The 24,141-nt window shown below is 57.5% G+C and carries 24 protein-coding genes; 15 read left to right on the top strand and 9 right to left on the bottom strand.

The window, feature by feature from the left end; all coding sequences use genetic code 11:
- Window positions 1–26 precede the first annotated feature (26 nt).
- Window positions 27–809 carry a creatininase gene (locus MEB48_RS03280; RefSeq protein WP_237881814.1) on the bottom strand — a complete coding sequence of 261 codons (783 nt, stop codon included), beginning with the start codon at window positions 807–809 and terminating at the stop codon, window positions 27–29.
- Between the two features lie 432 nt (window positions 810–1,241).
- Between MEB48_RS03280 and MEB48_RS03275 the strand changes: the two genes are divergently transcribed.
- The 7 genes from MEB48_RS03275 (at window position 1,242) to MEB48_RS03245 (ending at window position 7,447) form a co-directional block, all read left to right on the top strand.
- The gene (locus tag MEB48_RS03275; RefSeq protein ID WP_237882016.1) at window positions 1,242–2,369 is read left to right on the top strand and encodes an extracellular solute-binding protein; all 1,128 of its coding nucleotides are present in this window, start codon (window positions 1,242–1,244) and stop codon (window positions 2,367–2,369) included.
- 23 nt (window positions 2,370–2,392) lie between these two features.
- The gene (locus MEB48_RS03270) at window positions 2,393–3,313 is read left to right on the top strand and encodes an ABC transporter permease (RefSeq protein ID WP_237881812.1); all 921 of its coding nucleotides are present in this window, start codon (window positions 2,393–2,395) and stop codon (window positions 3,311–3,313) included.
- Window positions 3,310–4,107, top strand: a complete 798-nt coding sequence (locus tag MEB48_RS03265) for an ABC transporter permease (protein ID WP_237881810.1) — start codon at window positions 3,310–3,312, stop codon at window positions 4,105–4,107. The genes MEB48_RS03270 and MEB48_RS03265 overlap by 4 nt, the downstream gene beginning before the upstream one ends.
- A gap of 39 nt (window positions 4,108–4,146) precedes the next feature.
- A complete protein-coding gene (locus tag MEB48_RS03260) occupies window positions 4,147–5,238 on the top strand; it encodes an ABC transporter ATP-binding protein (RefSeq protein WP_237881808.1) in 1,092 nt (363 codons plus the stop codon).
- A 181-nt stretch (window positions 5,239–5,419) separates the two neighbouring features.
- Window positions 5,420–5,995, top strand: a complete 576-nt coding sequence (locus tag MEB48_RS03255) for a hypothetical protein (protein WP_237882014.1) — start codon at window positions 5,420–5,422, stop codon at window positions 5,993–5,995.
- A 385-nt stretch (window positions 5,996–6,380) separates the two neighbouring features.
- Window positions 6,381–7,094, top strand: a complete 714-nt coding sequence (locus MEB48_RS03250) for a helix-turn-helix transcriptional regulator (RefSeq protein ID WP_237881806.1) — start codon at window positions 6,381–6,383, stop codon at window positions 7,092–7,094.
- 44 nt (window positions 7,095–7,138) lie between these two features.
- A complete protein-coding gene (locus MEB48_RS03245; protein WP_237881804.1) occupies window positions 7,139–7,447 on the top strand; it encodes a hypothetical protein in 309 nt (102 codons plus the stop codon).
- A 133-nt stretch (window positions 7,448–7,580) separates the two neighbouring features.
- Here the strand turns inward: MEB48_RS03245 and MEB48_RS03240 are convergent, their stop codons facing one another.
- Together MEB48_RS03240 and MEB48_RS03235 are read right to left on the bottom strand one after the other, a co-directional pair.
- Window positions 7,581–7,763 carry a hypothetical protein gene (locus tag MEB48_RS03240; protein ID WP_237881802.1) on the bottom strand — a complete coding sequence of 61 codons (183 nt, stop codon included), beginning with the start codon at window positions 7,761–7,763 and terminating at the stop codon, window positions 7,581–7,583.
- A 75-nt stretch (window positions 7,764–7,838) separates the two neighbouring features.
- Window positions 7,839–8,768 carry a LysR family transcriptional regulator gene (locus MEB48_RS03235; protein WP_237881800.1) on the bottom strand — a complete coding sequence of 310 codons (930 nt, stop codon included), beginning with the start codon at window positions 8,766–8,768 and terminating at the stop codon, window positions 7,839–7,841.
- A gap of 126 nt (window positions 8,769–8,894) precedes the next feature.
- Here MEB48_RS03235 and lysA point away from each other — a divergent pair, with 126 nt between their 5' ends.
- Complete coding sequence (gene lysA, locus MEB48_RS03230; protein ID WP_237881798.1) at window positions 8,895–10,133, top strand: diaminopimelate decarboxylase; 1,239 nt, start codon at window positions 8,895–8,897, stop codon at window positions 10,131–10,133.
- 158 nt (window positions 10,134–10,291) lie between these two features.
- Here lysA and MEB48_RS03225 read toward each other — a convergent pair whose 3' ends face one another.
- The 3 genes from MEB48_RS03225 to pdxR all read right to left on the bottom strand — a co-directional run bounded on the left by MEB48_RS03225 (window position 10,292) and on the right by pdxR (window position 14,281).
- Window positions 10,292–11,557 carry an MFS transporter gene (locus MEB48_RS03225; protein WP_237881797.1) on the bottom strand — a complete coding sequence of 422 codons (1,266 nt, stop codon included), beginning with the start codon at window positions 11,555–11,557 and terminating at the stop codon, window positions 10,292–10,294.
- Between the two features lie 47 nt (window positions 11,558–11,604).
- On the bottom strand, window positions 11,605–12,663 hold the full coding sequence (locus MEB48_RS03220) for a sugar phosphate isomerase/epimerase family protein (RefSeq protein WP_237881795.1): 1,059 nt from the start codon (window positions 12,661–12,663) through the stop codon (window positions 11,605–11,607).
- Window positions 12,664–12,775: 112 nt separating this feature from the next.
- On the bottom strand, window positions 12,776–14,281 hold the full coding sequence (pdxR, locus tag MEB48_RS03215) for a MocR-like pyridoxine biosynthesis transcription factor PdxR (RefSeq protein ID WP_237881793.1): 1,506 nt from the start codon (window positions 14,279–14,281) through the stop codon (window positions 12,776–12,778).
- A gap of 237 nt (window positions 14,282–14,518) precedes the next feature.
- Between pdxR and MEB48_RS03210 the strand changes: the two genes are divergently transcribed.
- The 7 genes from MEB48_RS03210 (at window position 14,519) to MEB48_RS03180 (ending at window position 20,915) form a co-directional block, all read left to right on the top strand.
- A complete protein-coding gene (locus MEB48_RS03210; protein ID WP_237881791.1) occupies window positions 14,519–15,499 on the top strand; it encodes a quinone oxidoreductase family protein in 981 nt (326 codons plus the stop codon).
- Between the two features lie 14 nt (window positions 15,500–15,513).
- The gene (locus tag MEB48_RS03205; protein WP_237881789.1) at window positions 15,514–16,362 is read left to right on the top strand and encodes a TauD/TfdA dioxygenase family protein; all 849 of its coding nucleotides are present in this window, start codon (window positions 15,514–15,516) and stop codon (window positions 16,360–16,362) included.
- Between the two features lie 87 nt (window positions 16,363–16,449).
- Window positions 16,450–17,502 (top strand): 3-keto-5-aminohexanoate cleavage protein, encoded by a 1,053-nt coding sequence (locus MEB48_RS03200; protein WP_237881787.1) that lies wholly within the window; start codon window positions 16,450–16,452, stop codon window positions 17,500–17,502.
- A 92-nt stretch (window positions 17,503–17,594) separates the two neighbouring features.
- On the top strand, window positions 17,595–18,926 hold the full coding sequence (locus MEB48_RS03195) for an MFS transporter (protein ID WP_237881785.1): 1,332 nt from the start codon (window positions 17,595–17,597) through the stop codon (window positions 18,924–18,926).
- Window positions 18,923–19,585 (top strand): DsbA family oxidoreductase, encoded by a 663-nt coding sequence (locus MEB48_RS03190; protein WP_237881783.1) that lies wholly within the window; start codon window positions 18,923–18,925, stop codon window positions 19,583–19,585. The genes MEB48_RS03195 and MEB48_RS03190 overlap by 4 nt, the downstream gene beginning before the upstream one ends.
- Window positions 19,582–19,908, top strand: coding sequence for a Rieske (2Fe-2S) protein (locus MEB48_RS03185; protein ID WP_237881781.1), 327 nt, complete (start codon window positions 19,582–19,584; stop codon window positions 19,906–19,908). The genes MEB48_RS03190 and MEB48_RS03185 overlap by 4 nt, the downstream gene beginning before the upstream one ends.
- Window positions 19,905–20,915, top strand: coding sequence for a YeiH family protein (locus tag MEB48_RS03180; RefSeq protein ID WP_237881779.1), 1,011 nt, complete (start codon window positions 19,905–19,907; stop codon window positions 20,913–20,915). The genes MEB48_RS03185 and MEB48_RS03180 overlap by 4 nt, the downstream gene beginning before the upstream one ends.
- A 141-nt stretch (window positions 20,916–21,056) precedes the next feature.
- On the opposite strand, the gene MEB48_RS03175 is transcribed toward MEB48_RS03180, so the two are convergent.
- The 3 genes from MEB48_RS03175 to MEB48_RS03165 form a co-directional block, all read right to left on the bottom strand.
- Window positions 21,057–21,713: a DUF2931 family protein gene (locus MEB48_RS03175; RefSeq protein ID WP_237881777.1), complete on the bottom strand. Its 657-nt coding sequence runs from the start codon at window positions 21,711–21,713 to the stop codon at window positions 21,057–21,059.
- A 68-nt stretch (window positions 21,714–21,781) separates the two neighbouring features.
- A complete protein-coding gene (locus MEB48_RS03170; protein WP_237881775.1) occupies window positions 21,782–22,435 on the bottom strand; it encodes a DUF2931 family protein in 654 nt (217 codons plus the stop codon).
- A 2-nt stretch (window positions 22,436–22,437) separates the two neighbouring features.
- Window positions 22,438–24,051 carry a phospholipase effector Tle1 domain-containing protein gene (locus tag MEB48_RS03165; RefSeq protein WP_442969054.1) on the bottom strand — a complete coding sequence of 538 codons (1,614 nt, stop codon included), beginning with the start codon at window positions 24,049–24,051 and terminating at the stop codon, window positions 22,438–22,440.
- Between the last annotated feature and the right edge of the window lie 90 nt (window positions 24,052–24,141).

Genomic DNA, 24,141 nt, shown 5'->3' with positions numbered 1-24,141 from the left:
CTCGTTTCGGCACGTCCGTGTGTTCTTCAGGTGTCCAAATCAAAAGCCTCGCGCACAGCGGCGCTGATGCCAGAGACACAGACTTCGAGAATCAGCTCGCCTTTCTCGCGACTGGAACCTTTAGGTGATGACAGTGTTCCGCAGGCCGGTGTGCGCTCCGGAATGATGGGAAAGACGTCGTAAGGCGGGAAGGTCGCGGGAGGATGATCAACCGCACGACTCAGATCGACCTTGTCGGGGTGCAGGGCCAGCATCAAAGAGGTTTCGAAAATTCCGCCATGCTCGATATCCCAGCCGAGGAATCCCTCGGGATATAACTTCTCGATGACGGCAGGATCGTTGACGAAGTCCCAATAGGACAGCACGACGACCTTGAAGTCGCTGATGCCACCGTAGCGAAGCTCCCGAAGGGCAAGGTCTATGCCCTCGACAATGAACATCGAGTTTTCAAAGTGCCCGTTCATCATCACCAGTTTGCGTGCGCCATGGCGGGCAAGTTCTCTGATGATGTCCTGCACGGTATGGGTCAGCGTGGCGCCATCGAGGCTGGTTGTTCCCGGGAAGTGGTTGCCGCCGCCTGATTTCTGCTGAGACTTGTAGCCATAGGCGAGGGCAGGCAAAACCAGGCCGCTGACATTCTGCGCTACCGCCTTGCATATTGCGCTTGGCAGCAGCACATCGACTTCCATGCACATGTGATGTCCATGTTGTTCCAGTGCACCCACTGGCAGAAAGATCGGGCAACCGGTAGCCACCTTCTGCGCATACTCAGGCCAGGTGAGCTCTCCAATAACGACACTGCTGTTCATCTACACACCCTCTGAAAGTGTTTGACCGTTGGCAATTTTTAACCGGTGGTTGGGGGCATTTGCCGATCGTCTGACCGACCTTGCGGATTGCAGGAATCGAAGGTGGTGCATGGATCAATTCGATCAGAGGGGGAGGGTGCAGATTTGTCTAAATCCGACCCGTAAATGACAAAACACCCTCTGGTTTGTCATTTCTGTCCGGTTATCGGATTAGGGCTCGTCGCTTTTGCGTGAGGAGGGGCATGAGTCGGATCTGACAAAGTCCAGGTCGAGCGCGCACAAAAACGGGTGATGGCGACCTGCTGCAATGCATCCAGCCAGCGAATGATGCTGTGGTTGGCAGCGATAGCAGGCAGCAGGCAAGAGCAAAAGGATGAGACGGACAGGAGCACTTTTCATCTGAGCCACTTTCCATCACCAGGCGAGACAATAATGAAAAATCGCATCGACCTTTCACGCCGTACATTCCTCAAGACCTCCAGCATTCTGGCAGGCACCGCAGCGCTTTCTGGTTTGCTGCCCTTGAGAAGCTTCGCCGCAGCGGAAAAAGAACTGGTCATACTCGCATGGGCCGGACACGCAGAGCCGGACATCGTCGCTGATTTCGAGCGCAAATATGGGGTCAAGGTCCGGGCCAAGTACTACACCGGCGGTGACAACATGCTGGGGTTGATCTCACAGTCCCCGCCCGGCACTTTCGACCTGATCCTGTCCGACGCCGAATATGTCCAGCAACTCAATGCGGCCGAGTATATCGAGCAACTTGACCCCGCTGACTACCCCTTCGATGACTTCTACCCGGAGTTCCAGCATTTTCCCGGCCACTGGCAGGGGGACAAACTCTACTCGGTGCTGATTCGCTTTGGCTTCCTCGGCATCGCCTACAACACCCAACTCGTTCCCCAAGCCAAGGTGCACAGCTATGACGTGTTCTGGGACGAAAGCCTCAAGGGCAAGGTTGGACACTTCGACTGGCACCTGCCGAATCTCGGACAGATCAGCTTGATGAATGGCAACGCGCGCCCGTACGACATCGATACCGCGCACTGGCAAACGGTGCAGCAGAAGATGATGGATCTGCGTCCGCAAATCGGCGGTTTCTTCGATTACGGCGGAACCTTTTCTTCACTGAAAAATGGCCAGATCCATGCCATGTGCGGCATCGGCGACTGGATCACCGGTGTCTTGCAACGTGCCGGCGCACCGGTGAAAACCGTATTGCCGAAGGAAGGCGGGTTGCAATGGACGGAGTCTTACTGCATCGCTAAAAAAGCACACAGCCCGGAGCTGGCGAAGAAGTTCATCCAATACATCACTGCACCTGAAGGCCAGGTCAAGTCGGCGAAGATGGCCGCTTATCCAGCGCTGATCCCCAGCAAAAAGGGATGGGAACTGCTGAACCAGACCGATCCCGCCGAGGCGAAGCGCCAAGGCATGCTGCTCGGGCAGCGCAACGTCATGGATGACATCCGCGATGGTCGTATCAAGTACCGCGAACTCCCGGTCCGGCAGAGTCTGGATGAGTGGAATGACTTCTGGTCGCAATACAAGGGTGCTTGACGAGACGAGTGGAGGTGGTCGCTGTGATTTCAGACAAGTTGAAGACTTCGCCGTCGGTACTCTCCGATAATGCAGGTGCCCGAACAGAGCATCATTCCAGGAGGGTGTGGCGCTTGCCCTGGTTTGGTCTCTGTTTCTCGATGCCTATCCTGATCTGGCAATTGATTTTCTTCGTATTCCCGCTGGCATTTCTGGTGGCCATCAGTTTTTGGCTTGTACGTAACTTCCGGATGGTGCCGACGTTCGAGTGGCAAAACTGGAGCTACATGCTCAGCCGCGGCTTCTTTTGGGATGCTTACGCTCATACCCTCGCAATAGCTGCGAGCGCCACCGTGCTGGTGAGCATGGTGGCCTTTCCCTGTGCTTATGCGATCGCCTTCAAGTTTCGCGAGTCGGCAAAGCAGCTGCTGGTGTTACTGCTGGTCACTCCGTTCTTCACCAGCTACCTGGTGCGCACCTATTCATGGCAGGTGTTCCTCAGCGATAACGGCATCTTCAATGCGGCGCTGGGTCAACTCGGGCTGGAGCCGTTTGCCATGTTGAATACCGCGTTCGGTACTTATGTCGGTTATTTCACGCTGTGCCTGCCGTTGGTGGTTTTGCTGCAACTGTTCAGCTTGATGTACATCGATCGTTCGTTGATCGAGGCGGCGCACAACCTGGGCTGCGGACGATTGCGAACGGTGCTCTTGGTGGTGGTGCCGTCGGCGCGGATCGGCATCGTGGTTGCGGCGCTGTTCTGCTTCATTCTGACCTTCGGCGACTTTGTCAGCCCGCTCTACCTGGGGGGTGGTCAGCCGCCGACCTTGAGCACGCTGATCACTGATACCACCAAGTCCGGCCAGCAATGGCCACGCGCGGCGGTGATCGCAACGATGATGATTGTGACGTTGCTCATCGCGGCCTTTGGTGCGGTTCGCTTCGCTTACCGGAGGCGCGCATGAACGAGCATCGGTTGATTAACTTCTTGCTTCGCAGCTTTGTCGTAATGGTGTTTCTCTTCATCTTTTTGCCGATTGCCGGCAGCTTCGTGTTCTCGTTCAACATTGACCGTTTCCCTTCCTTGCCACTGGGCGGTTTCAGCCTGCACTGGTACGAGACGATCGCCAGCGATCCGGCGGTCTGGCAGGCATTCAGGAACAGCCTGACGGTGGGTGTGGTCGTGTCGCTGGTATCAACCCTGCTTGGGTTTACGGCGGCTTACACAGACTTCCGTTACCCGTTCTTCGGCAAGTCGATCTACATGGCGCTCGCGCTACTGCCGCCCACCATTCCGGTGGTGATCATGGGGCTGGCGATGCTGGCTTTCCTGTCGCGGGTCGGGCTTTCCGGCGAGGTCTACGCGGTAATGATCAGCCATATCGTGATGTGCGCACCGTTCGCAATGGCGGTCATCAGGATGCGCCTGGCGCAGATGGATCCGAACATTGAGGCGGCGGCCTGGAACCTGGGAGCCAATCAGTGGAAGGCCATGCGTCATGTGATCCTGCCATTCACGGCGCCGAGCATTTTCGCCGCGCTGTTCGTGACCATGGCCGTTTCCTTCGATGAGTTCGCTGTCGCCTGGTTCGTGTCGGGGCTTAACGAAACGGTGCCCGTACGCATCCTCAATACGCTGCAAGGGCAGGTGAGCCCGACCATCAACGCGATCGGCACCATCGTCTTTATCACGACCATGACCCTGGTAATCCTCGCGCAACTGCTGTTGATGCGGCGGCGTAAGCCCGCCAGTGCCTGATACCACCCTGACAATCATCCGAACACGAAGGATTCAGCCATGACTCAACCGTTGGTGGTATTCGACAACGTGGTTAAACATTTCGGTAGCTATCAGGCTGTCGAGCGTATGAACCTGGAGATTTACAAAGGTGAGTTCGTCGCGATCATGGGGTCGAGCGGCTGCGGCAAGACCACAACACTGCGCATGCTCGCGGGGCTGGATAAACCCAGTGAAGGCGAAATTCGTCTTAACGGTGAGCGCATCAATGATCTCTACTCCTGGGAGCGGGAGACGCCGCTGGTCTGGCAAAACCTGGCGCTGTTCCCGTTTCTTAACGTGCTGGAGAATGTCGAGTTCGGTCTGCGAATGAGAGGGATGGCCAAGGCTGAGCGACGCAAGAAGGCGTTACTGTGGCTTGAGCGGCTTGGATTGGAGGAGTTCGCCACTCGCGATATAAGCCTGCTCTCCGGTGGCCAGCGGCAACGTGTGGCGTTGGCTCGTTCGTTGGTCACCGAACCGCCGATCCTGCTGCTCGATGAGCCCCTGAGCGCCCTCGACGCTCATCTGAGTGTGCGCATGCAAGGCGTGCTGACTGGACTGCAGAAGGACCTGGGTATCACCTTTGTCTACGTTACTCACAGTCAATCCGAAGCCTTTGCAATGGCCGATCGTGTCGTGATCATGAGTCGAGGCCGGGTCGAACAGATCGGCTCGCCGCAGGAAGTTTTCCTTGAGCCTCACAACCGCTTCGTTGCCGAGTTCGTTGGCGGTAAAAACATCCTTGATTGCACTGTCGTTGGCTTCGAGGACAGCGGGTTGGTTCGCCTCGATTCGCCGCACGGTGGATTCCTGGCGCGGCTGCCGCAGGGTAAAACGGTTGTTTCCGCTGAGCGCGTTACGGTCTGTGTAAGCGCCGAGCATATCGACCTGACCGCGCAGCAGCCTATGCGACGCAACCGGCTGAACTGCACCGTTGTCGGTGAAGAGTTCATCGGTTCGATGGTCAACATTTATCTGGAAGCCAGCGGCGGGCTTGAGTTGCAGGTGCAGAAACGGCATGCCGATTACAACTTGCTTGGCGTGCACTGCGGGCAAAAGATCTTCGCCGAGTGGGATGGCGCGCATGCATTGATTCTGCGGGGGAACTGACCTTGGTAACCTCGATCGACAGACTCGCAGCTTTATAAAGTAGTCGAGGGCGAGAGAGCGGGCGCTTCCGGATGGATGGTTGAATGTGTAACTTGTTGATACAAATATGAATCTGTATCATTTAGTTTCATATCAAGGGTGCGAGGGAGTGCATTGCCCATATAAAAATAAGGTCAAGGTAATGCTCAAAATGCTACTCGTGTATGGTCATCTGATTGCCACCTGTATTGCTCTGGGGAGGGTGCTACAGGCTGATCAAAAGCTATGGAGCTGGCGCAAGGATGTATTGAGCCAGATACAGCGTGAATACCTCGAAGAGACTCAAAAAATTGTCACGCTTGCGCTATTGGCGCTTTGGGGAAGTGGCTTGCTGCTGGTGCTCCAGGGTTACCTCGATGAGGGGAACGCATATCTGCTCAATCAAAAGCTCTGGGCCAAGGTGAGTGTTGTCGCGCTGCTCAGCCTTAATGGTGCTTTGTTGCATCGGATCGGTTTCCCGCTGCTGCAGAAGGCTCCCTTTGTCTCGTTACGTGCCTCCGGCCGCACTCGCCTCGCTCTCTTGGGGGCCCTTTCTATGAGCGGCTGGTTATTTGCCGCTTTCCTGGGGGTAGCTCGAGCGTGGAATCATGCACTGCCTTACTGGCATGTGATGGGGGTTTTTGCCGTGTTCTCGTTGCTTGCTTGTGTAGTGGCGCTGATAGTCGCCAGTGCAGCGGGCGCTACGGGAGAGGAATGGTCACGTACCGGCAGCCAGTGAAGCCTGGTTATGCTGGACGTTGAGCGACGATTACTCGTCGCGCGGCGATTAGCGTAAGGGTCCATGTAAAACGCAGGAAGATTGTGATGCCTCTATGCCCGAATTTCGTAGGCGTCTGACACCCACACCTTCCTGATGCCTACGCTTGGGAGTCCATCTATTGAGATGCCTTCTTCCGTCGGGCAAACTCCGGTTGCTTCATTGGTCGATAACAGGAGTTTACGGATGCCATTTCCACTGACGGAACATAATGCCTTGCTGGCCCTAAAGGGCGTAGGGCCGGCCGTTATCGCTCGCCTTGAGCAGTTGGGCATTGATTCGCTAGCTCGGGCCGCCATTAATGCGGCCATTGAGTTTGCAAAGGACTCTCGGTTGAGCACATCTGGTGCGTAAAGCTGATCGCTTATTTCAATTGGTCAATCTGATTCGTGTCCATCAGCCAATCTCTGCTGAACGACTGGCTAGCCGAATTGGTGTTTCCGTTCGCTCAATCTATCGATACATCGACGACCTTTCCTTCAGTGGAATCCCGATCTATGGGACCGCTGGCGTGGGGTATGCCTTGGATGCCGATTTTGAGATGCCGCCTTTAACGTTGAACAGGCTCGAGCTGGATGCATTGATGCTCGGAATGGAAATGCTTTCAGCTTCCGCCGATAACGATCTAAGTGCTGCGGCGAGGATGTTGTTGAGCAAAATCTCAGCGTCCATAGTCCATCACAAGGTTGACCCCAACGCGGCAAAAATCAGGGCACTTGGAACAACACCTTCCTCGACGCGGGGCCATCTGGCAACGCTTCGAAATGCCATCGAAAACACTCAGGCGCTGGAGATAACTTACACAAGCTTGGACGGTGTGGTTTCGCAGCGCGTTATTTCCCCCCTTGGCCTTTTCTACTGGGGAGGAAAGTGGACGGTTGGAAGCTGGTGCAGTGCCAGGGCGGCTTACCGCGATTTTCGGGTCGATCGCATAGTCTCCATCGCCATTGCCCAACAACCATTACCCGACAATCCTGCTCTTGATCTCCAAGCGTATATGAAGCACCAGGCAAGTCAGTGGAAAGCGATCACCACTACTGACACTACGCTGTCAGTATGAGCCACTGATAATTGGGACTTCCTAATACACAGCAGGTCATCCCTATGCAGCGCTCATCTCATGTACTCGAACTAGCCATTTTCAAGGTCAAACAGGAATGCGTTGCGCAAGTGCCTGTGCTCCGCGCAGGGCTTCGTGAAACGTTAAAGACCTTTCCTGGTTTGATCGAGTACCGTGCCTACTGCCCTATGAGCGACGACCGAGTCTTCGCGGACTTAGCAATGTGGGACAGTCTTGAGAACGCACAAAAAGTGGCAAAGGCGTTCAACGATGGAGATCCGAGATTCTCTGAGTATATGTACGCTATTGAAAACCTGACGTTCATGAGTCACCTCGTTCCAGAGATGAGTTGACCCCGACAGACTGCCAGAGCAGGCAAGAGACACCGATGCCTTTGCTGTCAGGTATCGGTGTCGTCGCTTCGTTCTCAGATCGATGCGCCAGCGCTACCACTCGCTCCTCGGGGCAGAGTGCGACACGGTTGGATCAAGAGGTTGAATATTCGAGATACAGTCTTTCGAGAGCCTCCCGGTATTTGTCTCCCTTTAACGTTTTTTTCAACACTGCCAGGGCTTCGAGCGCTGAAGCCGCAGCCAGCGCCTCGTTTTCTCCCCGGTAAGCGGCGCGCAGCCTGGCTGCTGCAATGATCGATTCTTCAGTCGTTGGCATGTGATTGCCCTCGAAGGATTGATTCTCACTGATAGTCGTAACCTTCAAAAATTTCAAGGTAAACGGCTGGTAACGTCACTCTTTCACTCGTACTAATCTCTTGTCGAGCGTTTTGGCGAGACACATCGCCTCATCGCTCAACGATTTGCAAAAGGCGTCGACGAAGGTAGAGGAGGGGCGATAATCAGGCCGGATCAACATAACGCGATAGGGAATGGACACGCTGATCGGCCGAATGACCAATCCTCTGCCTGACTCCTCCACTGCGCTCAACGGGTTGATAATCGCCACCCCCAACTGTTGCCTGACCATGGCGCAGACCGATGCAGCGTTGGTTGTTTCGATGACGGTATGCCGATTGACTCCGGCCTGACGGAAGTGTTCATCGAGCGTCTGACGATAGATGTCCAGACCCGAAAAGTTGATGAAGTCGACGCCGCGAAAGTCTTCCATTACCAGGAGCGACCTGGATAGCAAAGGATGACCCTCTGGCAGAATGCAGACCATGTCGGAACAAAAGAGCAATTCCCCTTGAGTACCTCGTGGTACATGCTCGCCCTCGGTCAATCCTAGGTCGTAACGCTGGGCGCTGAGAGACTCTTCCAGTAAGGGTGATTCCTGTGCCGCAATGCTCAAGCCTATGCCGCTATGCTGTTGTTGAAAGTGCTTACAGACTTTGGGCAACAGCGTCTGGGAAAACAACGGAAGGCAGGCGACGCTCAGTTGGCCATGTTCGAAGCGACGGATCGACTGTGCAACGCTGTTGATTCGTTCCAACCCGATGTAGGAGTGTTCAACCTCTTCGAGCAGCATAATGGCCTGAGCCGTCGGTACCAGCCTCCCTCCCTCTCGATCAAACAGCCGAAGGCCAGAGATACTTTCAAGCCGCGCCAGTTCCCGGCTGACCGTCGGTTGGGAAGTAAATAGCAAGCGGGCCGCTCCGGTAACACTCCCCGCCTGCATGATGGCGCGGAAGACTTCGATATGCCGTATGGAAATTCCCACCCGGGGCCTCCGTCAATTGATCAATCCCCATATCAAAACTGAATCGACCCACAAAGAATAGATATTTTATTGAATGCTGGGCGATCGACATGATGGTTTCTCTCTTTACCTCAGATTGAATACCGCATGCCCAACCATTCCGCTTTCCAGCAATTAGCCGAAACTGCAAAACAGCACGGGACCCCGCTCTGGTGTTATGACGCCCAGACCATCAGGGCACGCGTCGACCAACTGCAAGGCTTCGATGTCATTCGATACGCGCAAAAAGCTTGCTCCAATCTGCATATTCTCCGTTTGATCCGTGAACAAGGCGTGCGGGTCGATGCCGTATCATTGGGGGAAATCGAGCGTGCGTTGCTCGCTGGATACAGTCCTGTCGGCGACCCGGCGGGCATTGTTCTGACCTGTGATCTGTTCGATGAAGCGACATTGCGACGGGTCGTCGAACTGAACATCGAGGTCAATACCGGTTCAATTGACATGCTCCGTCAATTGGGCAAAGAGTCTGCGGGCCATCGCGTCTGGCTGCGGATCAACCCAGGGTTTGGCCACGGTCACAGCCGCAAGACCAATACCGGCGGTGAAAACAGCAAGCATGGAATCTGGCATGACCAGGTTCAGGAAGCGCTCGGCGTGATTCGGCAGTTCGGGCTGAAACTGGTGGGATTGCACATGCACATTGGTTCAGGTGTGGATTACGCGCACCTTGAGCAAGTGGGCTGTGCAATGGTCTCGGCTGTGAAGACACTTGACCACGATATCGAAGCATTCTCCATCGGCGGGGGGCTTTCCACGCCTTATCGTGTTGGGGATGAGCCGGTGGATATCCAGCGTTATGCGAACGCCTGGCGCCAGGCCAAACAGGACATCGAGGCTTTTCTCGCTCACCCGGTACGGATGGAGATCGAGCCCGGTCGATTCCTGGTAGCCGAGTCAGGCTATTTGGTTACCGAAGTTCGCGCGGTAAAAAAAGTCGGTAGCCGAAACTTCATCCTGGTGAACGCCGGCTTCAATGACCTGATGCGGCCAGCCCTCTATGGCGCCTATCACCAAATGACCTTGCTGGACTCCCAGGGTGTCCCGGTCAGTCGTCCGAAGCACCTCTGTGTAGTAGGAGGCCCCCTGTGCGAATCCGGCGATATTTTTACGCAGGATGAACAGGGCGTCACCCCACGTTTGCTACCTGAAGCGCAGGTTGGCGACTTGCTGATCATGCACGATACCGGCGCGTACGGCGCCTCTATGTCATCCAATTACAACAGCCGCACACTGTTGCCGGAAGTATTGATCGAACAAGGGCAAGCTAAATTGATTCGACGCCCGCAACCATTATCTGACTTGCTGGCCTTGGAATTGGGGCTTTAGGTGATTCCTGCCACGATATCGTCGGTGATGTCGAATCTATGACAGCTACTACACCTATTACCTCGATTTGGCATAAAGCGTCTTCCTGATTAGACGGGCGCCGCAAACGCTTCCAGGAGAGGCATGACGCACGCCCCTCCTGGTTGCCAAGGCAATATTCAGCTTTGCGCCGCGCTAACCGCACCGGTTACCGTGGATTTATTCTGAACGGTCCTATACAGCAAACTCGACACCATGAATCCAAGAATGGCCAACACACTCATCAAGCTGAAGACATAGTTGTAGCCTTGCTCACCCGGGAAATGATCAAGGATCGCGCCGTAGATGACGTAAGCGAACATGCCCGGTGCATAGCCGATCAGGCAGCCGATACCGAAGGCTGAACCGGTGATGTGCGAAGGGATGCCAACTTCACCCATGGGGCCCCAGAACACGCCGCGCATGGAAAACACAATCAGCGCGAAGGACAGTGTGGCTGCCATGCCCGCATAAATGAAACTCGGGCTTTTCGGGATCAGCATGATCACGCCCATCAGCGGCAGCAAGGCCAGGAATGCCCACTTCAGGTAGCGGCTGGTGCTCTTGAATTGCTTGTCGGCAATGAAACCACCGGCGGGGCCGCCGAGGATCTTGAGGAAGTACTGATTGATGATGCCGTAGGCGCCCACCAGTGCCACGGGCAGCCCGTACATTTCCTTGAGATAGGGAATGAAATAGGTCAGGCCACAGTAGACGATGTAGACCATGAACACGTTGAGGCTGACCAACCAGATACCCGGTACCTTGATGGCTTCGAGGAGGTTCGACAAGCCGTTCTTCGGTTTGGCAATCGTCTGCGCGCTGCCGCCCTTGAGCAGGAACCAGGTCAGGGTTCCGGCAAGAATGTCGATGACCGAGTAAAAGAGGATTGCCGATTTCAGCCCGGTTTCACCGGAGCCCATGGCGACGAATACGCCCAGTGCCGAAAAAGCCACAAGCGTGTCAATGACGCCACGCCCACCTTCCAACAGTCCAAACAACCGACCCTGTTCCTGATCGTCACCCAGATTGCGGATGGCTTTGAGCAGCGAGGGCCAGAAGAAGCAATCGGCACAGACGGCCAACAGGCTGAACACGATCAGCAGATTGCTGAACGGCGGAAAGGTCGCCAGATACAGCCCCAGGCCACCGGTACCGATCAGGCCGATGGGAATCATTTTGCGCGTGTCGTAGCGGTCGGCGAGCATGCCGCCGACAACAAAAAGCGCGGTGGCGATGATGGCGTTGGCGCTCAGCAGCAGGCCGATTTCAGTGTGGCTCAAGCCCATGAATTCTTGCATGGGGATATAGAAGGCGTCCTTGAGGTTCGCCAGTTTGTAGATGGTGCCACCACCGAGGATGAGAATCAGGAATCTGAGCCATTTGGCCTTGTCACGAGTTGTCATTATTGTTCTCCAGGCTTGGATAAGCAGTGCTGGTTGTTACGTCGGGTTCAGGCGTTCAGGGTCAACTCGGCCAGGGTTCGGAACTCGGCCAGCAGGCTTCGCACATAGGCGACCTGGTTGTTCGCCCAACGGTGTTCGTCGGCGAGCATTCGTTCGAGCGAGTAGCCGTCCGGGAGTGGCGTGTCACTCATTTCCCGGTACGCAATGAATGGATCGGCAGCCTCAACGGTCTGGCGGAACGCCGGGGCGATGTAGTGATTTTCCTGCTCAAGAATGAAGGCGATCACTTGTGGGGTTGAGTCGCCGAGCATCAACAGTTCGAACATCATGCGGGCGCTTGGCAGATCGTCCTCGTCGCTGCCCTGCAGCACGCCGTAATGGCCGAAGCCGTTGTGCTCGGGGACGATGCGCACACCCTTGAGGTGGGTCTGGCGTATGTGCGGCGCCAGGGTCTGCAGCGCCGGTAGTGGCTGTTCGCAGGCGTTGATCATGTTGCCGAAGTCGAACAAGGCATGCAGCCGTGGGTGGTTTAGCCGGTTCAGCAGTTGCGCGATTTCGGCGCTTTTGAGTTCTTCATGCTGCTCGAAGTCGAAGTACAGATCGTGCTTGTCGGCCTGCTGCGCAAGGTAATGCAGATCGGATTCGATGACATCCATGACCCGCGACAACGCGCCCTCGTAGCGTGAGTAAACACGGATATTGCGAACCCCAAGAGCTTTGGCAATGGCGATCACTTGATCGACATCTTTTTTCAGCGTGCTGCTGATTTCCAGATGCACATCCAGTTCTAGCGCATTGGCCTTGTCGGCAAACGCTTGCAACTGTGCGGGTGTCATTTGACTCAGGCTGTTTTCCTCGCCGTCCAGCAAGTGCAGGCTCAGACCTTGCAACTCGTGGCGATAGGCAAAATCCAGCAGATCGGCCGGTGTGACACGACCATGGGTGAGGTTGGTCAGCAAGGGATAGGCATGAGCAAACAAGCGCATCTGCCCAAGGCGATCGAGCAGTTGACGGGCCAGTGCTTCAGTCAGTAGGGGAGGCGTTCCTGCCTCGGCAGCCTTGTGGCTGAGCAAGGCATTGAATCGCTCTTGGATCTTATTGTTCATTCGAGTCGTTCCTGGTTCAGACGCCGGGTCTACCGGCGCAGCCTTTATCGCGCCAGTCAGGAACTCTCGATAGATCCATTATCAGTTAAATCATAAGACCACTTGCCTGGCTTCAAGTGGCCTGCAGGTACCCCATTTTGCTCAAGGCCCGGGCCAGCGCTTCGACACGCGCCTTGGCCTGGTCCTCAGGCGTGCCGGCAAAACCGATGAGCAGGGCAGGTGGCAGGACATGCTCAAGGCAGTAATCGCTCAAGGCATAGGTGTGGATGTTGTGCCGGGCCAGTTCCCTGGCGATGGCGTCGTCATCAAGCGTGGGTGGCAGCCAGGCGATCAGGTGCATGCCGGCGTCCACCGCAGTGATGTTGAAGAAGCCGCCCAGCTGTTGCTGAAGCTGCTCGACCAGTGCTTGCTGGCGAGCCTGGTACAGCGCACGCATGCGGCGGATGTGCCCGAGGAAGTGGCCTTCGCGCATGAAGTCCGCCGTCGTCGCCTGGAGAAGCGTGGGCGGGCTGCGATCCATCACCGCGCGCAGGGTACAGAAGGGTTCGATCAGGGCTTGCGGCAATATCACATAGCCCAGTCTGAGTGAGGGGAAGAGGACTTTGCTGAAGGTGCCGACGTAGATCACTCGAGCCATCTGGTCCATGGCATAGAGCGCGGGAAGGAGGCGGCCGCTGTAGCGTAATTCACTGTCGCAATCGTCCTCGATGATCCAGCTCTGATACTGCGCAGCCCAGTCGATGAGTGCCTGGCGTCGCGCATAACTCATGGTCACGCCCAAGGGATGCTGGCGAGAAGGCGTGGTAAACACCAGGCGGGCGTCAGGGCACTCGGCCAGGCCTTGCTGAATATCAATCCCCTGTTCATCGATCCGCAACGGCACCACGTGGGCCCCCTGGGCCTGCAACGCAATGCGCGCCGCGATGTGTCCTGGGTCTTCCATCCACACGCTGTCCTGCGGATTAAGCAGCAACATGCCCAGCAGGTTGAAGGCTTGCTGCGCGCCGGAAACGATCACCACCTGCTCGGCACTGCAATCGATGCCACGGGCGTCGAAGACGTACTCGGCAATCGCCGCTCGCAAGGCCTGTAGCCCTTGCAGTTCGCCATAACCAAGCATGGCCTTGGTCGGCTTGAGCAGGTGGCGGTTCATCAAGCGACGCCACACCGCGAGCGGGAATGTGTCGTAGGTACTGTGGCTGGGCAGGAATGAGGTGGGGGTCGCGGGGTCCCAATCGGTATAGGAAACCCCGCGAAAGTGACTGCTGCGCAACGACAACATGGACTGGCTCAGGTCGGACAGGCGCGGTGGCTGGCGCTGCTGTTCTTCGTCGGCCATCCCGCGCCGCTCCCACTCATTGCCGACATAGGTGCCCGCCCCGGTGCGCGAGGCCAGGAAACCCTCGGCAATCAGCTGATCGAAGGCATTGAGGATGGTGATCCGCGACAGCGCCAACTCTTTGCTCAGCGTCCGCGTCGAGGGCAGGCGCACGCCCCCTTGCATTTTTCCGCTGAGAATCTGTTTGCGAATCTGCAAATAGAGTTGGCGGTACAGGGGGATGGCGCTGGCACGGTCCAGCTCGATAGCCGACAGCAGCAAACCTGCAGGGGATTTCATTACATGCTCGTCTGGAGGAGGGTGGTTTTAGACCTGGAAGCCATCAGGTACCGACATGCGCAGGGTATCGAGAGGCACTGGATAAGTCATCCACCGCGGGCGTTGATACAAAGCGCACTGTCATGAAATGAAAAGCCATTGTCGTCTGATGAGAAGCGACTCACCAGACGGCGTCCTACAGTCCAATCAGCGCAATTCGACGCAGCACGCCCAACTGAGACTGGAGAATAAGAAAAAATGGCCAAAGCCGTACGCTTCTACGAAACCGGTGGTCCCGAAGTCCTTCGTTATGAAGAGGTCGAAGTCGGCGATCCCGGTCCAGGCCAGGTTCGTCTTCGCCATGTGGCGGTGGGCCTGAACTATGCCGACACCTACTTTCGCAATGGCACTTACCCGATCCCGATGCCCAACGGCATGGGGGTTGAAGCGTCCGGTGTGGTCCAGGCCATCGGCGAAGGGGTGACCAATGTACAAGTCGGTGATCGCGTCACCTACACCGGTTTTCTCAATACATTGGGTGCCTACAGCACCGAGCGTCTGATCCCGGCCGCGCCGCTGATCAAATTGCCGGAAACCATCAGTTTCGAAACCGCTGCGGCCATGACCATGCGCGGCCTGACGTCCTCGTACCTGATGCGGCGCATTTACGACTTCAAGGCCGGCGACAGCATTCTGCTGCACGCCGCTGCCGGTGGCGTGGGGCTGATCGTTTCGCAGTGGGCCAAGCTGCTCGGCCTGAACGTCATTGGCACCGTATCCACCCAGGCCAAAGGTGAAATTGCCCTGGCCCATGGCTGCGAGCATGTCATCAATTACAGCCATGAAGACGTCGCCCAGCGCGTTCGCGATTTGACCGATGGCGTGGGGGTCAACGTGGTGTTCGACAGTGTCGGCAAGAACACCTTCATGGGCTCGCTGGATTCGCTCAAGCGTCGTGGCCTGATGGTCTGTGTCGGCACGGCGTCTGGCCCGATCCCGGCCTTCGATCCGGTGATGCTGGCGATGAAAGGCTCGTTGTTCCTGACCCGTCCGGCCCTGGCCGACTACATCGCCGACCCGGCGGAAAAAGCCGCATTGGCGGGCGAGTTGTTCGACCACGTCGGCAGCGGTCGGATCAAGATCGAGATCAACCAGCACTATGCTTTGCAGGATGCCGTCCAGGCCCATCGCGACCTGGAATCACGCAAGACCACGGGCTCATCGATTTTCGTCATTTAAGGGAGTTGTCTGCCATGAAAGTCGAACAATTGACCTGCAGCATTGGCGCGGAGCTGGTGGGCGTCAACCTCGCTGATGCGGTGCATGACGAAGGTCTTTTTGCCGAGATTCGAGCTCAGTTGCTCAAGCATCGGGTGGTGTTCCTGCGTGATCAGGACATCACACGCGACGAGCATGTGGCCTTCGCCCGGCGCTTCGGCGAACTGGAGGATCATCCGGTGGCCGGCAGTGATCCAGATCATCCAGGGCTGGTGCGCATCTACAAGCGGCCGGACCAGCCGGCGGACCGCTATGAAAACTCCTGGCACAGCGACGCGACCTGGCGCGAGGCGCCGCCGATGGGCTGCGTGCTGCGTTGCGTAGAGTGTCCGCCGGTGGGCGGAGACACCATGTGGGCCAACATGGTTGAGGCCTATGCGCGCTTGCCGGAAGACGTGAAGGTGAAGATCGCCGACCTGCGTGCCCGCCACAGCATCGAAGCGAGTTTCGGCGCCGCCATGCCGATCGAAAAGCGTCTGGCGCTCAAGGCAATGTACCCGGACGCCGAGCACCCGGTGGTGCGCATCCACCCGGAAACCGGGGAAAAGGTGCTGTTCGTCAACGCCTTCACTACGCACTTGAGCAACTACCACACCCCCGAGCGGGTGCGCTTCGGCCAGGACGCCAATCCTGGTGCGAGCGATCTGCTGCGCTACCTGATCAGCCAGGCCTACATCCCCGAGTATCAGGTGCGCTGGCGCTGGAAACCCAACAGCATCGCCATCTGGGACAACCGCAGCACCCAGCACTACGCCGTCATGGATTACCCGCCGTGCCATCGCAAGATGGAGCGCGCCGGCATCATCGGCGACAAGACTTACTGATCGACCGCCGCTGCATTCGCTCTCGTAGACACGCCTGCCCGGCACGATCCCGGGTGGGCGGAACAATCATAAGAACAGGAGTAACTCATGCAATTCTTCGACGATTCCCTGCACCCGGAAAACATGGAAAAAGTGGTCATTACCGTGGCCCCGTATGGCCCCGAGTGGATGCCGGAAGATTTTCCCGAAGACATCCCGCTGACCATGGATGAGCAGGTGCAGAAGGCGGTTGATTGTTATGAGGCAGGTGCAACGGTATTGCATCTGCACGTGCGTGAATTGGACGGCAAGGGTTCCAAGCGTCTGTCCAAGTTCAATGAATTGATCGCCGGTGTGCGTGAAGCCGTGCCGGACATGATCATCCAGGTCGGTGGTTCGATTTCCTTCGCGCCGGAAAGCGATGGCGAAGCCGCCAAGTGGCTGTCTGACGACACTCGCCACATGCTGGCCGAACTGACACCAAAACCGGATCAGGTCACGGTGGCCATCAACACCACCCAGATGAACATCATGGAGCTGTTGTATCCGGAGTATCTGGAAGGCACTTCCCTGGCCAATCCTGCCTATCAGGCGGCCTACAGCGAGATGACCGTACCGGCCGGCCCGGCCTGGGTCGCCGAGCATCTCAAGCGCCTGATGGACAACGGCATCCAGCCGCACTTCCAATTGACCGGCATGCATGCCATGGAAACCCTTGAGCGCCTGGTGCGCAAAGGCGCGTACAAGGGGCCGCTGAACCTGACCTGGATTGGTATCGGCGGCGGTTTCGATGGCCCCAATCCGTTCAACTTCTTCAACTTCATCCACCGCGCGCCGGACGGTTGCACCCTGACCTCCGAGTCACTGCTGAAAAACGTCATGCCGTTCAACACCATGGCGATGGCCATGGGTATGCACCCACGTGTAGGCATCGAAGACACTATCATTGATCACAAGGGTGATCGTTTCAGCTCGGTGCAGCAGATCGAGCAAACCGTACGCATCGCCCATGAACTGGGTCGCGAAATCGCCACGGGTAAAGAAGCCCGCGAGATCTATCGCATCGGTGTGCAGTATCAGAGCATCGAAGAAACCCTGCTGGCCAACGGCATGGCCCCCAACCGCAAGGCTGGGCAAAAAGGTGTGCCGCAACGCGGCTGACCGGCAGGCGACGCGGGAGGTCAATGGCTTCCCGCTCGCTGCACTGCAACACGCTTGATAACAACAATAAAACGAAGCTTTGAGGAGGCTGCATGGCCTTTCACCCAATCGCCGCAGACGATGACGACTGCAGTGGCGTCGGCGTTGCGCGCAAGTACGCCTGGATCGTCTTTGCATTGACGTTCGGCCTGTTGATTTCCGATTACATGTCGCGCCAGGTACTGAACGCGGTGTTCCCGATGCTCAAGGGCGAATGGGCCCTGAGCGACGGCCAGCTCGGCCTGCTCAGTGGCATTGTCGCCCTGATGGTGGGGCTGCTGACAATTCCCCTGTCATTGCTGGCGGATCGTTTCGGCCGGGTCAAGAGCCTGGCGCTGATGGCGTTGCTGTGGAGCCTGGCGACGCTGGGCTGTGCGTTGGCGCAGGATTACCAGCAGATGTTCATTTCACGGTTCATGGTCGGCGTCGGCGAAGCGGCGTACGGCAGTGTTGGCATCGCGGTGGTGATTTCGGTGTTTCCCAAACACATGCGTGCAACGCTCGCCAGTGCGTTCATGGCGGGCGGCATGTTCGGTTCGGTATTAGGGATGGCGCTGGGCGGTGCAATCGCCGCCAAGCTTGGCTGGCGCTGGTCGTTCGCCGGCATGGCGCTGTTTGGCCTGGTGCTGGCGGTGCTCTATCCGCTCATCGTCAAGGAAGCGCGCATTGCGCCGCAACGTACCGCTCAAATTGCGAACAAAGCGGCTGCCGTGGTCAAGCGGCCGTTGCGTACGCTGTTTTCCAGCCGCTCGGTGATCGCTGCCTACATCGGCAGTGGCTTGCAACTGTTCGTCGGCGGCACCGTGATTGTGTGGATGCCCAGTTACCTCAATCGTTATTACGACATGGCCACCGACAAGGCGGGCGGCGTCGCGGCGATCATCGTGCTGTGCAGCGGTGCGGGGATGATCCTGTGCGGCATGCTCAGTGATCGACTGTGTCGCCATTCGCCGGAGCGCAAAGTCGCTTTGGCCATCGCCTATTGCCTGGGCAGTTGTCTGCTGTTGTCGGCGGCATTCGCCCTGCCGGCAGGGCCTGTGCAACTGGCGTTGATTTGCCTGGGGATGTTGATTGCCGCCGGCACGACCGGCCCTTGCGGCGCCATGGTTGCCAACCTGACTCATTACTCGGTCCACGGCACGGCCTTCGCCACGCTGACCCTGGCCAACAACATGTTGGGGCTGGCGCCTGGGCCGTTCATCACCGGCAGGGTGTCCGATGTGATCGGCTTGCATGCTGCTTTTCAACTGGTGCCACTGGTCAGCATCGCGGCAGCGGCGGTGTTCTTTTATGCCAAGTGTCATTACCACAAGGACATTGCCCGGCTTAAGGGCGAGCGGATCAACGATCCGGTGAGCGAATCCGTAGTAGAGGTGAAGTTGTGAGTCGTCGTTTACGTATTGATGTGTTTTTCGATTTCATCTGCCCTTGGTGCCTGATCGGCAAACGCCAATTGGAGCATGCGCAGGTACAGTTTCGCAGTCGCCAACCGGATGTGCAGATCACCACGGTGTGGCATGGCGTGCAGTTGCTGCCACAGTTGCCGGTAGAAGGTGAACCTTTCGCCGATTTCTATCGCCAGCGTCTGGGCAATGCCGACGCTGTGGCGATGCGGCAGGCCCAGGTACAGCAGGCCGCCAAGGCAGTGGGGGTGTCCATCGACTTCAGTCGCATCGCCACCATGCCCAATACCGCAGACGCCCATCGGCTGTTGGAGCGAGTCAGCATACTGGGCAATCCTGCCCGGCGTGACGCCTTGCTCGAGCGTCTGTTCGCCGCTTATTTCCAGAAGGGCGAAGACCTCGGTTGCCGTGAGACCTTGCTCGCCATTGCCCGGTCCTGCGGCATTGATGCAGAAACTGTGGTCGACTGCCTGAAGGGCGACGCCAGTCCCTTTGACGGATTCCCCGGCGCCGCCAGTGGCGTGCCGTGTTTTCAGTTCGACCGGCGGATGACCGTGGTGGGCGCGCAGCCTGCCGAAGCGCTACTCAAGGCCATGAGTGACGCCTTGAAAGAAAGTGCTCGTGAGCGTCAGCCGGCATGACTCGGCGCATTCCCGTACCCGCTGGCAAACATCCGCAGGCCGGTGGTCGTGCGCTGTTCGAATTCGATGGCAAAAGCCTGGCGTTATTCAACGTCGAAGGTGACCTGTTCGTCATCGACGACAGTTGCCCCCATCAAGGCGCCTCGCTGTGTGGCGGGCGCCTTGAGGGGCGGGTGATTCAGTGCTGTGCCCATGGCCTGCGCTTCGATTTGCGCAGCGGTTATTTGCTCAATTCAACCCAGCTCAAAGTCGCCAACTACCCGGTCGAGATCATCGACGGCCAGGCATTCATCGTCATTGTCCCCGAGGAGTCCGCGCCATGAGCGCCATCGCTCTTACCCGTATCCACAGCCGAACGCGCGAACTGGCGCCGGGTTTTGTCGTCAGTCTGATCGTGGCGGCGGCCGCGTCGTTTTTGTCCGAGCATTACGGCGCGCCGGTGATGCTGTTCGCATTGTTGCTGGGCATGGCGCTGAACTTTCTGGCCGGTGATGGCGTCTGCAAGGCCGGCATCGAGTTCACCGCACGCACCGTGTTGCGCATTGGTGTGGCGCTGCTGGGCATGCGCATCACCCTCGAACAGATGGTGGCGCTGGGCTGGAAGCCTGTGGCCCTGGTGGTGATTGTGGTGGTGGTGACGATCGGCGTTTCGGTGATCGCGGCCAAGGCGCTGGGATTCCAGCGTTTGTTCGGCATGCTCACCGGTGGGGCCACCGCGATTTGTGGTGCGTCGGCCGCATTGGCGCTGGCGGCGGCATTGCCAAACCATCCGCAGAAAGAACGCGCGACGTTATTCACGGTAATCGGCGTGTCGGCGCTGTCGACCCTGGCGATGATCGTGTACCCGATGATTGCCAACTGGCTGGCGTTGTCGCCACAAGTGGCGGGCGTGTTCCTCGGCGCCACCATTCATGATGTCGCCCAAGTGGTCGGTGCCGGTTACAGCATGTCCACCGAGACCGGTGATACGGCCACGGTGGTCAAGCTGATGCGGGTTGCCATGTTGCTGCCGGTGATCGTCTGCGCCGCGATGATTACCCGGATGCAGGGCGCCGACCCGACCGGCAAACGACCGCCGCTGCTGCCATGGTTCGCCGTCGGATTTCTGATTCTGGCGTGTATCAACAGCACCGGTTGGATAGCCCCTGTAGTGCAGGGATCGGTCAATGAATTGTCGCGCTGGTGCCTGGTGGTTTCCATCAGCGCCCTGGGCATGAAGACCCAGCTCAAAGAGCTGGCGGCTGTCGGCATCAAGCCGATCCTGCTGATGGTGGGGGAGACGGTGTTCCTTGTCGTGCTGGTGCTGCTGTTGCTGCGGTGGGGAATGTAGGTACACAAAACAGTAGCAAGGGAGCTTGCTCCCTCGCCACAGGGCTCCTCGGCCGGTGTCTCAAACACCGGTTCTTTTGCGGCGACTGTACCAGCGGTCGCCGTTTTTTTATGGGGTCGGTTCAGGCGCCAAGACACCTCATCACCAACTGCCATAGGGAATGCCGAAACGTTCGATGTAGCGTTTGGAGGAGTCTTTGATTTCCCAGACGTAGCGCCCTTCGTTTTTGCCGAGATAAGGGCCTAGGGGCTCGATGCCGACTTGCCCGCGATCGACTTTGTGAGCGCGGAAACAGTCGTCCCAGACCCAGACTTGAATGATGCCGCCCGGTGCCAGTCCCAGATTCAGGGCCGCGCTCGGGTTCGCGGTAAACTCAGGGGTCTTGTGGCAACGCCGAGCAGTCGAGTTGCGCATGATGTCGCGGGTGGATTCGGAAATATCGATCCAGCCCGCATAGGTCTTGCGCTCGACAATGGATTGCCAGCGCACAAAGAGGCGTTTCGGCAGGCCGGCGCCTGTGACGGGCTTGCCGGCGCCACCGATGCCCACCCAGCCCCGTGCATTCTCGGTTCCATTCTCGTGGTCGCTGCTACCCGCTCCCCCCGCAGCGATATTGTAAAAAATCCGCCCCTTTACATCCTCGACAGCGGAGGTCTCGACCCATACCGTCATATGAGCGGGCTCGGTGAAGCCGATGCCCCACGAAGGCAATTTGTAGTCATATTTGGCCGACAATGGATCGACGGATTGGCAGGCACTTATCGATACAAGCATGAATAATGCGATCAGGATTCTCATGTTGGAGCGTCCATTCTTCCAGTGAACGTATGGTGTGTTGGTAAGCGCGGTGCCAGCAAAAAAGTTATTCACCAACTGCCATAGGGGATGCCAAACCGTTCAATGTAGCGTTTGGAAGAGTCTTTGATCTTTCTGTGATAATTGTTGTATTTGCCTTGATAGGGACCTAGCGGCTCGATGCCGACTTCCCCGCGATCGACTTTGTGGGCGCGGAAACAGTCGTCCCAGACCCAGACTTGAATGATGCCGCCCGGTGCCAGTCCCAAATTCAGGGCCGCACTCGGGTTGGCGGTGAACTCAGGGGTTTCGTGGCAACGCCGGGCAGTCGAGTTGCGCATGATGTCGCGGGTGGACTCGGAGATATCGACCCAACCCGCATAGGTCTTGCGCTCGACAATGGACTGCCAGCGCACAAAGATGCGTTTCGGCAGGCCGGCGCCTGTGACGGGCTTGCTGGCGCCACCGATGCCCACCCAGCCCCGCGCATTCTCAGTTCCATTCTCATGGTCGCTGCTACCCGCTACCCCCGCAGCGATATTGTAAAAAATCCGCCCCTTTACATCCTCGACAGCGGAGGTCTCGACCCATACCGTCATATGAGCGGGCTCGGTGAAGCCGATACCCCACGAAGGCAATTTGTAGTCATTTTTTGCCGACAGAGGATCAACGGCGTGGCAGGCGCTCATTGATAACATGGTTAATAGTGCAAACAGGATTCTCATGGTTACAGCGTCCATTCCGGTACATGAGGGTGATGTACCCTTACGGCATCCGTCGTCGGGACATTGACGTAGGCCATTTCGAATCGGGTGATGCGAGGTCCAGAGAGGAAAGTCGGGGTCCAGTGCGCTGACAGGTGGATGTAGTGCAGTTTCAGCAACTGCTCCTCGGCGGCGGTAATTCGGTAATCACCTGTGACAAACCGCTCGCACATAGGCTGAAGTTCGGCGGGTGGTGCCAATTCGGGATCTTCCTGAAGATCGTCAAATTCAGCCCCATGCTTTTTGGCCGCTTCATACATCACCCGCAGATACACCCGCGACAGTCCGGCGCCAATCTTGCGCCGTAGCTGCAACCCGACAAATACCCGCTTTTGTTTCGGCGCGTTCCGCACTCTCGGTTCAGGCAGCAGCATTACCGGATCAGGGGTGATCAGTTCCAGCATCTCCAGTGGCCAGCCCTTGGCGTGCCAGTTTGCCCGTTCCCGTTGGGCATCACGGTAAATCGAGGTGGTTTTTACGTCGGTGAACGCGCCCACTTCCAGGGCTTGCATGGGGCTGAGTAGCACGCACTCTTCGATATCATCGCGGTAACCACCGCCGATATCCGAGTGAACTCCCGGCAGGCTGATTTCCTGATGATCCGGTCCGACACTGTTGAGTGCGAAATTGGCGCGGTATTCGTCCCGTGCCACCAGTTGCAAAACATTGGGAAAGAAGCGCGGCATCAAATACAACTTGACTCCGGGGGCTGTCGGGCTACGCACATACCCCAGATTACTCAGGCCACCCACGGACGCAACGGTGTCGAACAAGCCGATAAACCCGATGTTGACCCCTTCACCAAACACCTTGCTGAAGCCCCGGGCGAACAGGCTATTTGGCAGGTCCAGAGTTTCCCTGAGCGGGCTGTTGGTTCCGGACAGGCACAAACAGGCGAAATGTCGGGCGGCGGCCGCACCGCGGCTGAAGCCGAACACGTCTAAGATCAAGGAGCTGATCTGAATGTCCGGGTAACGTCCTTGAAAGGTACGCAACCTTTGTTTGATTCGACTAAATGCCTGGAATACCCGAGCTTCAATACCGGTCTCACCACGACCCCAAGCCATGCCCAACAGACTGTCTTGCCCGCCTGCGGTCGTGCCAATACCTTCGACATAGACCTTATCGAATGCCAGCTTCTTCTGAATGATTTCCCCCTGGTCGATAGATGTCATGTACAAATCATGTAACCGCGCAACATTCGTCACGTCCCCCCCATAACTACTGTCAGGATCCTGCATATACGGCTTGCAACTCCCACCCATATCCTCCGCCGACACCGGATGATGAGCCCCGCATTTACGCCCCATCTCCACATTGAACGGGTTATTGCCGGTGCCATCGAAAAACACCCCGATACGCAGGGTGATCTTCACGTGGGTGGCTTCTTCGCGCGCTTCCTTGGCTTCCCAGGCAGCGTTACATTGATCTTCCAGTGCCCGTTGCCGGGCCATCATTTCGTCGTATTTGCGTTGTTCTTCCGCCGGGTCTGGTCGAAGCCCGGGTTTTCGGGCCCGTTCTGCCAGCGCGCGGTCGCGGCAGACGGCACAGTGGTGACCCCCAAAGTCCTTTTCCATGAATGCATCCCTTTAGCGCAAAGCCCCTCCCTGGGCGCCAGATAAGTAATGGACAACAATGGGCGTTGAGGGCCAGGTGACGCTGCCAGT

This window comes from Pseudomonas sp. PGPR40 (assembly GCF_022014505.1).
Classification (GTDB): Bacteria; Pseudomonadota; Gammaproteobacteria; order Pseudomonadales; family Pseudomonadaceae; genus Aquipseudomonas.
Note: the sequence above shows the minus strand (reverse complement) of the source record. Positions and strands in the feature narration are given on the sequence as shown.

What these genes read in the sequence shown, in the direction of transcription:
- MEB48_RS03280 (WP_237881814.1), bottom strand. Translation starts at nt 809, where the DNA reads ATGAACAGCAGTGTCGTTATTGGAGAGCTCACCTGGCCTGAGTATGCG.
- MEB48_RS03275 (WP_237882016.1), top strand. Translation starts at nt 1,242, where the DNA reads ATGAAAAATCGCATCGACCTTTCACGCCGTACATTCCTCAAGACCTCC.
- MEB48_RS03265 (WP_237881810.1), top strand. Translation starts at nt 3,310, where the DNA reads ATGAACGAGCATCGGTTGATTAACTTCTTGCTTCGCAGCTTTGTCGTA.
- MEB48_RS03260 (WP_237881808.1), top strand. Translation starts at nt 4,147, where the DNA reads ATGACTCAACCGTTGGTGGTATTCGACAACGTGGTTAAACATTTCGGT.
- MEB48_RS03255 (WP_237882014.1), top strand. Translation starts at nt 5,420, where the DNA reads ATGCTCAAAATGCTACTCGTGTATGGTCATCTGATTGCCACCTGTATT.
- MEB48_RS03245 (WP_237881804.1), top strand. Translation starts at nt 7,139, where the DNA reads ATGCAGCGCTCATCTCATGTACTCGAACTAGCCATTTTCAAGGTCAAA.
- MEB48_RS03240 (WP_237881802.1), bottom strand. Translation starts at nt 7,763, where the DNA reads ATGCCAACGACTGAAGAATCGATCATTGCAGCAGCCAGGCTGCGCGCC.
- lysA (WP_237881798.1), top strand. Translation starts at nt 8,895, where the DNA reads ATGCCCAACCATTCCGCTTTCCAGCAATTAGCCGAAACTGCAAAACAG.
- MEB48_RS03225 (WP_237881797.1), bottom strand. Translation starts at nt 11,557, where the DNA reads ATGACAACTCGTGACAAGGCCAAATGGCTCAGATTCCTGATTCTCATC.
- MEB48_RS03220 (WP_237881795.1), bottom strand. Translation starts at nt 12,663, where the DNA reads ATGAACAATAAGATCCAAGAGCGATTCAATGCCTTGCTCAGCCACAAG.
- pdxR (WP_237881793.1), bottom strand. Translation starts at nt 14,281, where the DNA reads ATGAAATCCCCTGCAGGTTTGCTGCTGTCGGCTATCGAGCTGGACCGT.
- MEB48_RS03210 (WP_237881791.1), top strand. Translation starts at nt 14,519, where the DNA reads ATGGCCAAAGCCGTACGCTTCTACGAAACCGGTGGTCCCGAAGTCCTT.
- MEB48_RS03205 (WP_237881789.1), top strand. Translation starts at nt 15,514, where the DNA reads ATGAAAGTCGAACAATTGACCTGCAGCATTGGCGCGGAGCTGGTGGGC.
- MEB48_RS03200 (WP_237881787.1), top strand. Translation starts at nt 16,450, where the DNA reads ATGCAATTCTTCGACGATTCCCTGCACCCGGAAAACATGGAAAAAGTG.
- MEB48_RS03195 (WP_237881785.1), top strand. Translation starts at nt 17,595, where the DNA reads ATGGCCTTTCACCCAATCGCCGCAGACGATGACGACTGCAGTGGCGTC.
- MEB48_RS03185 (WP_237881781.1), top strand. Translation starts at nt 19,582, where the DNA reads ATGACTCGGCGCATTCCCGTACCCGCTGGCAAACATCCGCAGGCCGGT.
- MEB48_RS03180 (WP_237881779.1), top strand. Translation starts at nt 19,905, where the DNA reads ATGAGCGCCATCGCTCTTACCCGTATCCACAGCCGAACGCGCGAACTG.
- MEB48_RS03175 (WP_237881777.1), bottom strand. Translation starts at nt 21,713, where the DNA reads ATGAGAATCCTGATCGCATTATTCATGCTTGTATCGATAAGTGCCTGC.
- MEB48_RS03170 (WP_237881775.1), bottom strand. Translation starts at nt 22,435, where the DNA reads ATGAGAATCCTGTTTGCACTATTAACCATGTTATCAATGAGCGCCTGC.
- MEB48_RS03165 (WP_442969054.1), bottom strand. Translation starts at nt 24,051, where the DNA reads ATGGAAAAGGACTTTGGGGGTCACCACTGTGCCGTCTGCCGCGACCGC.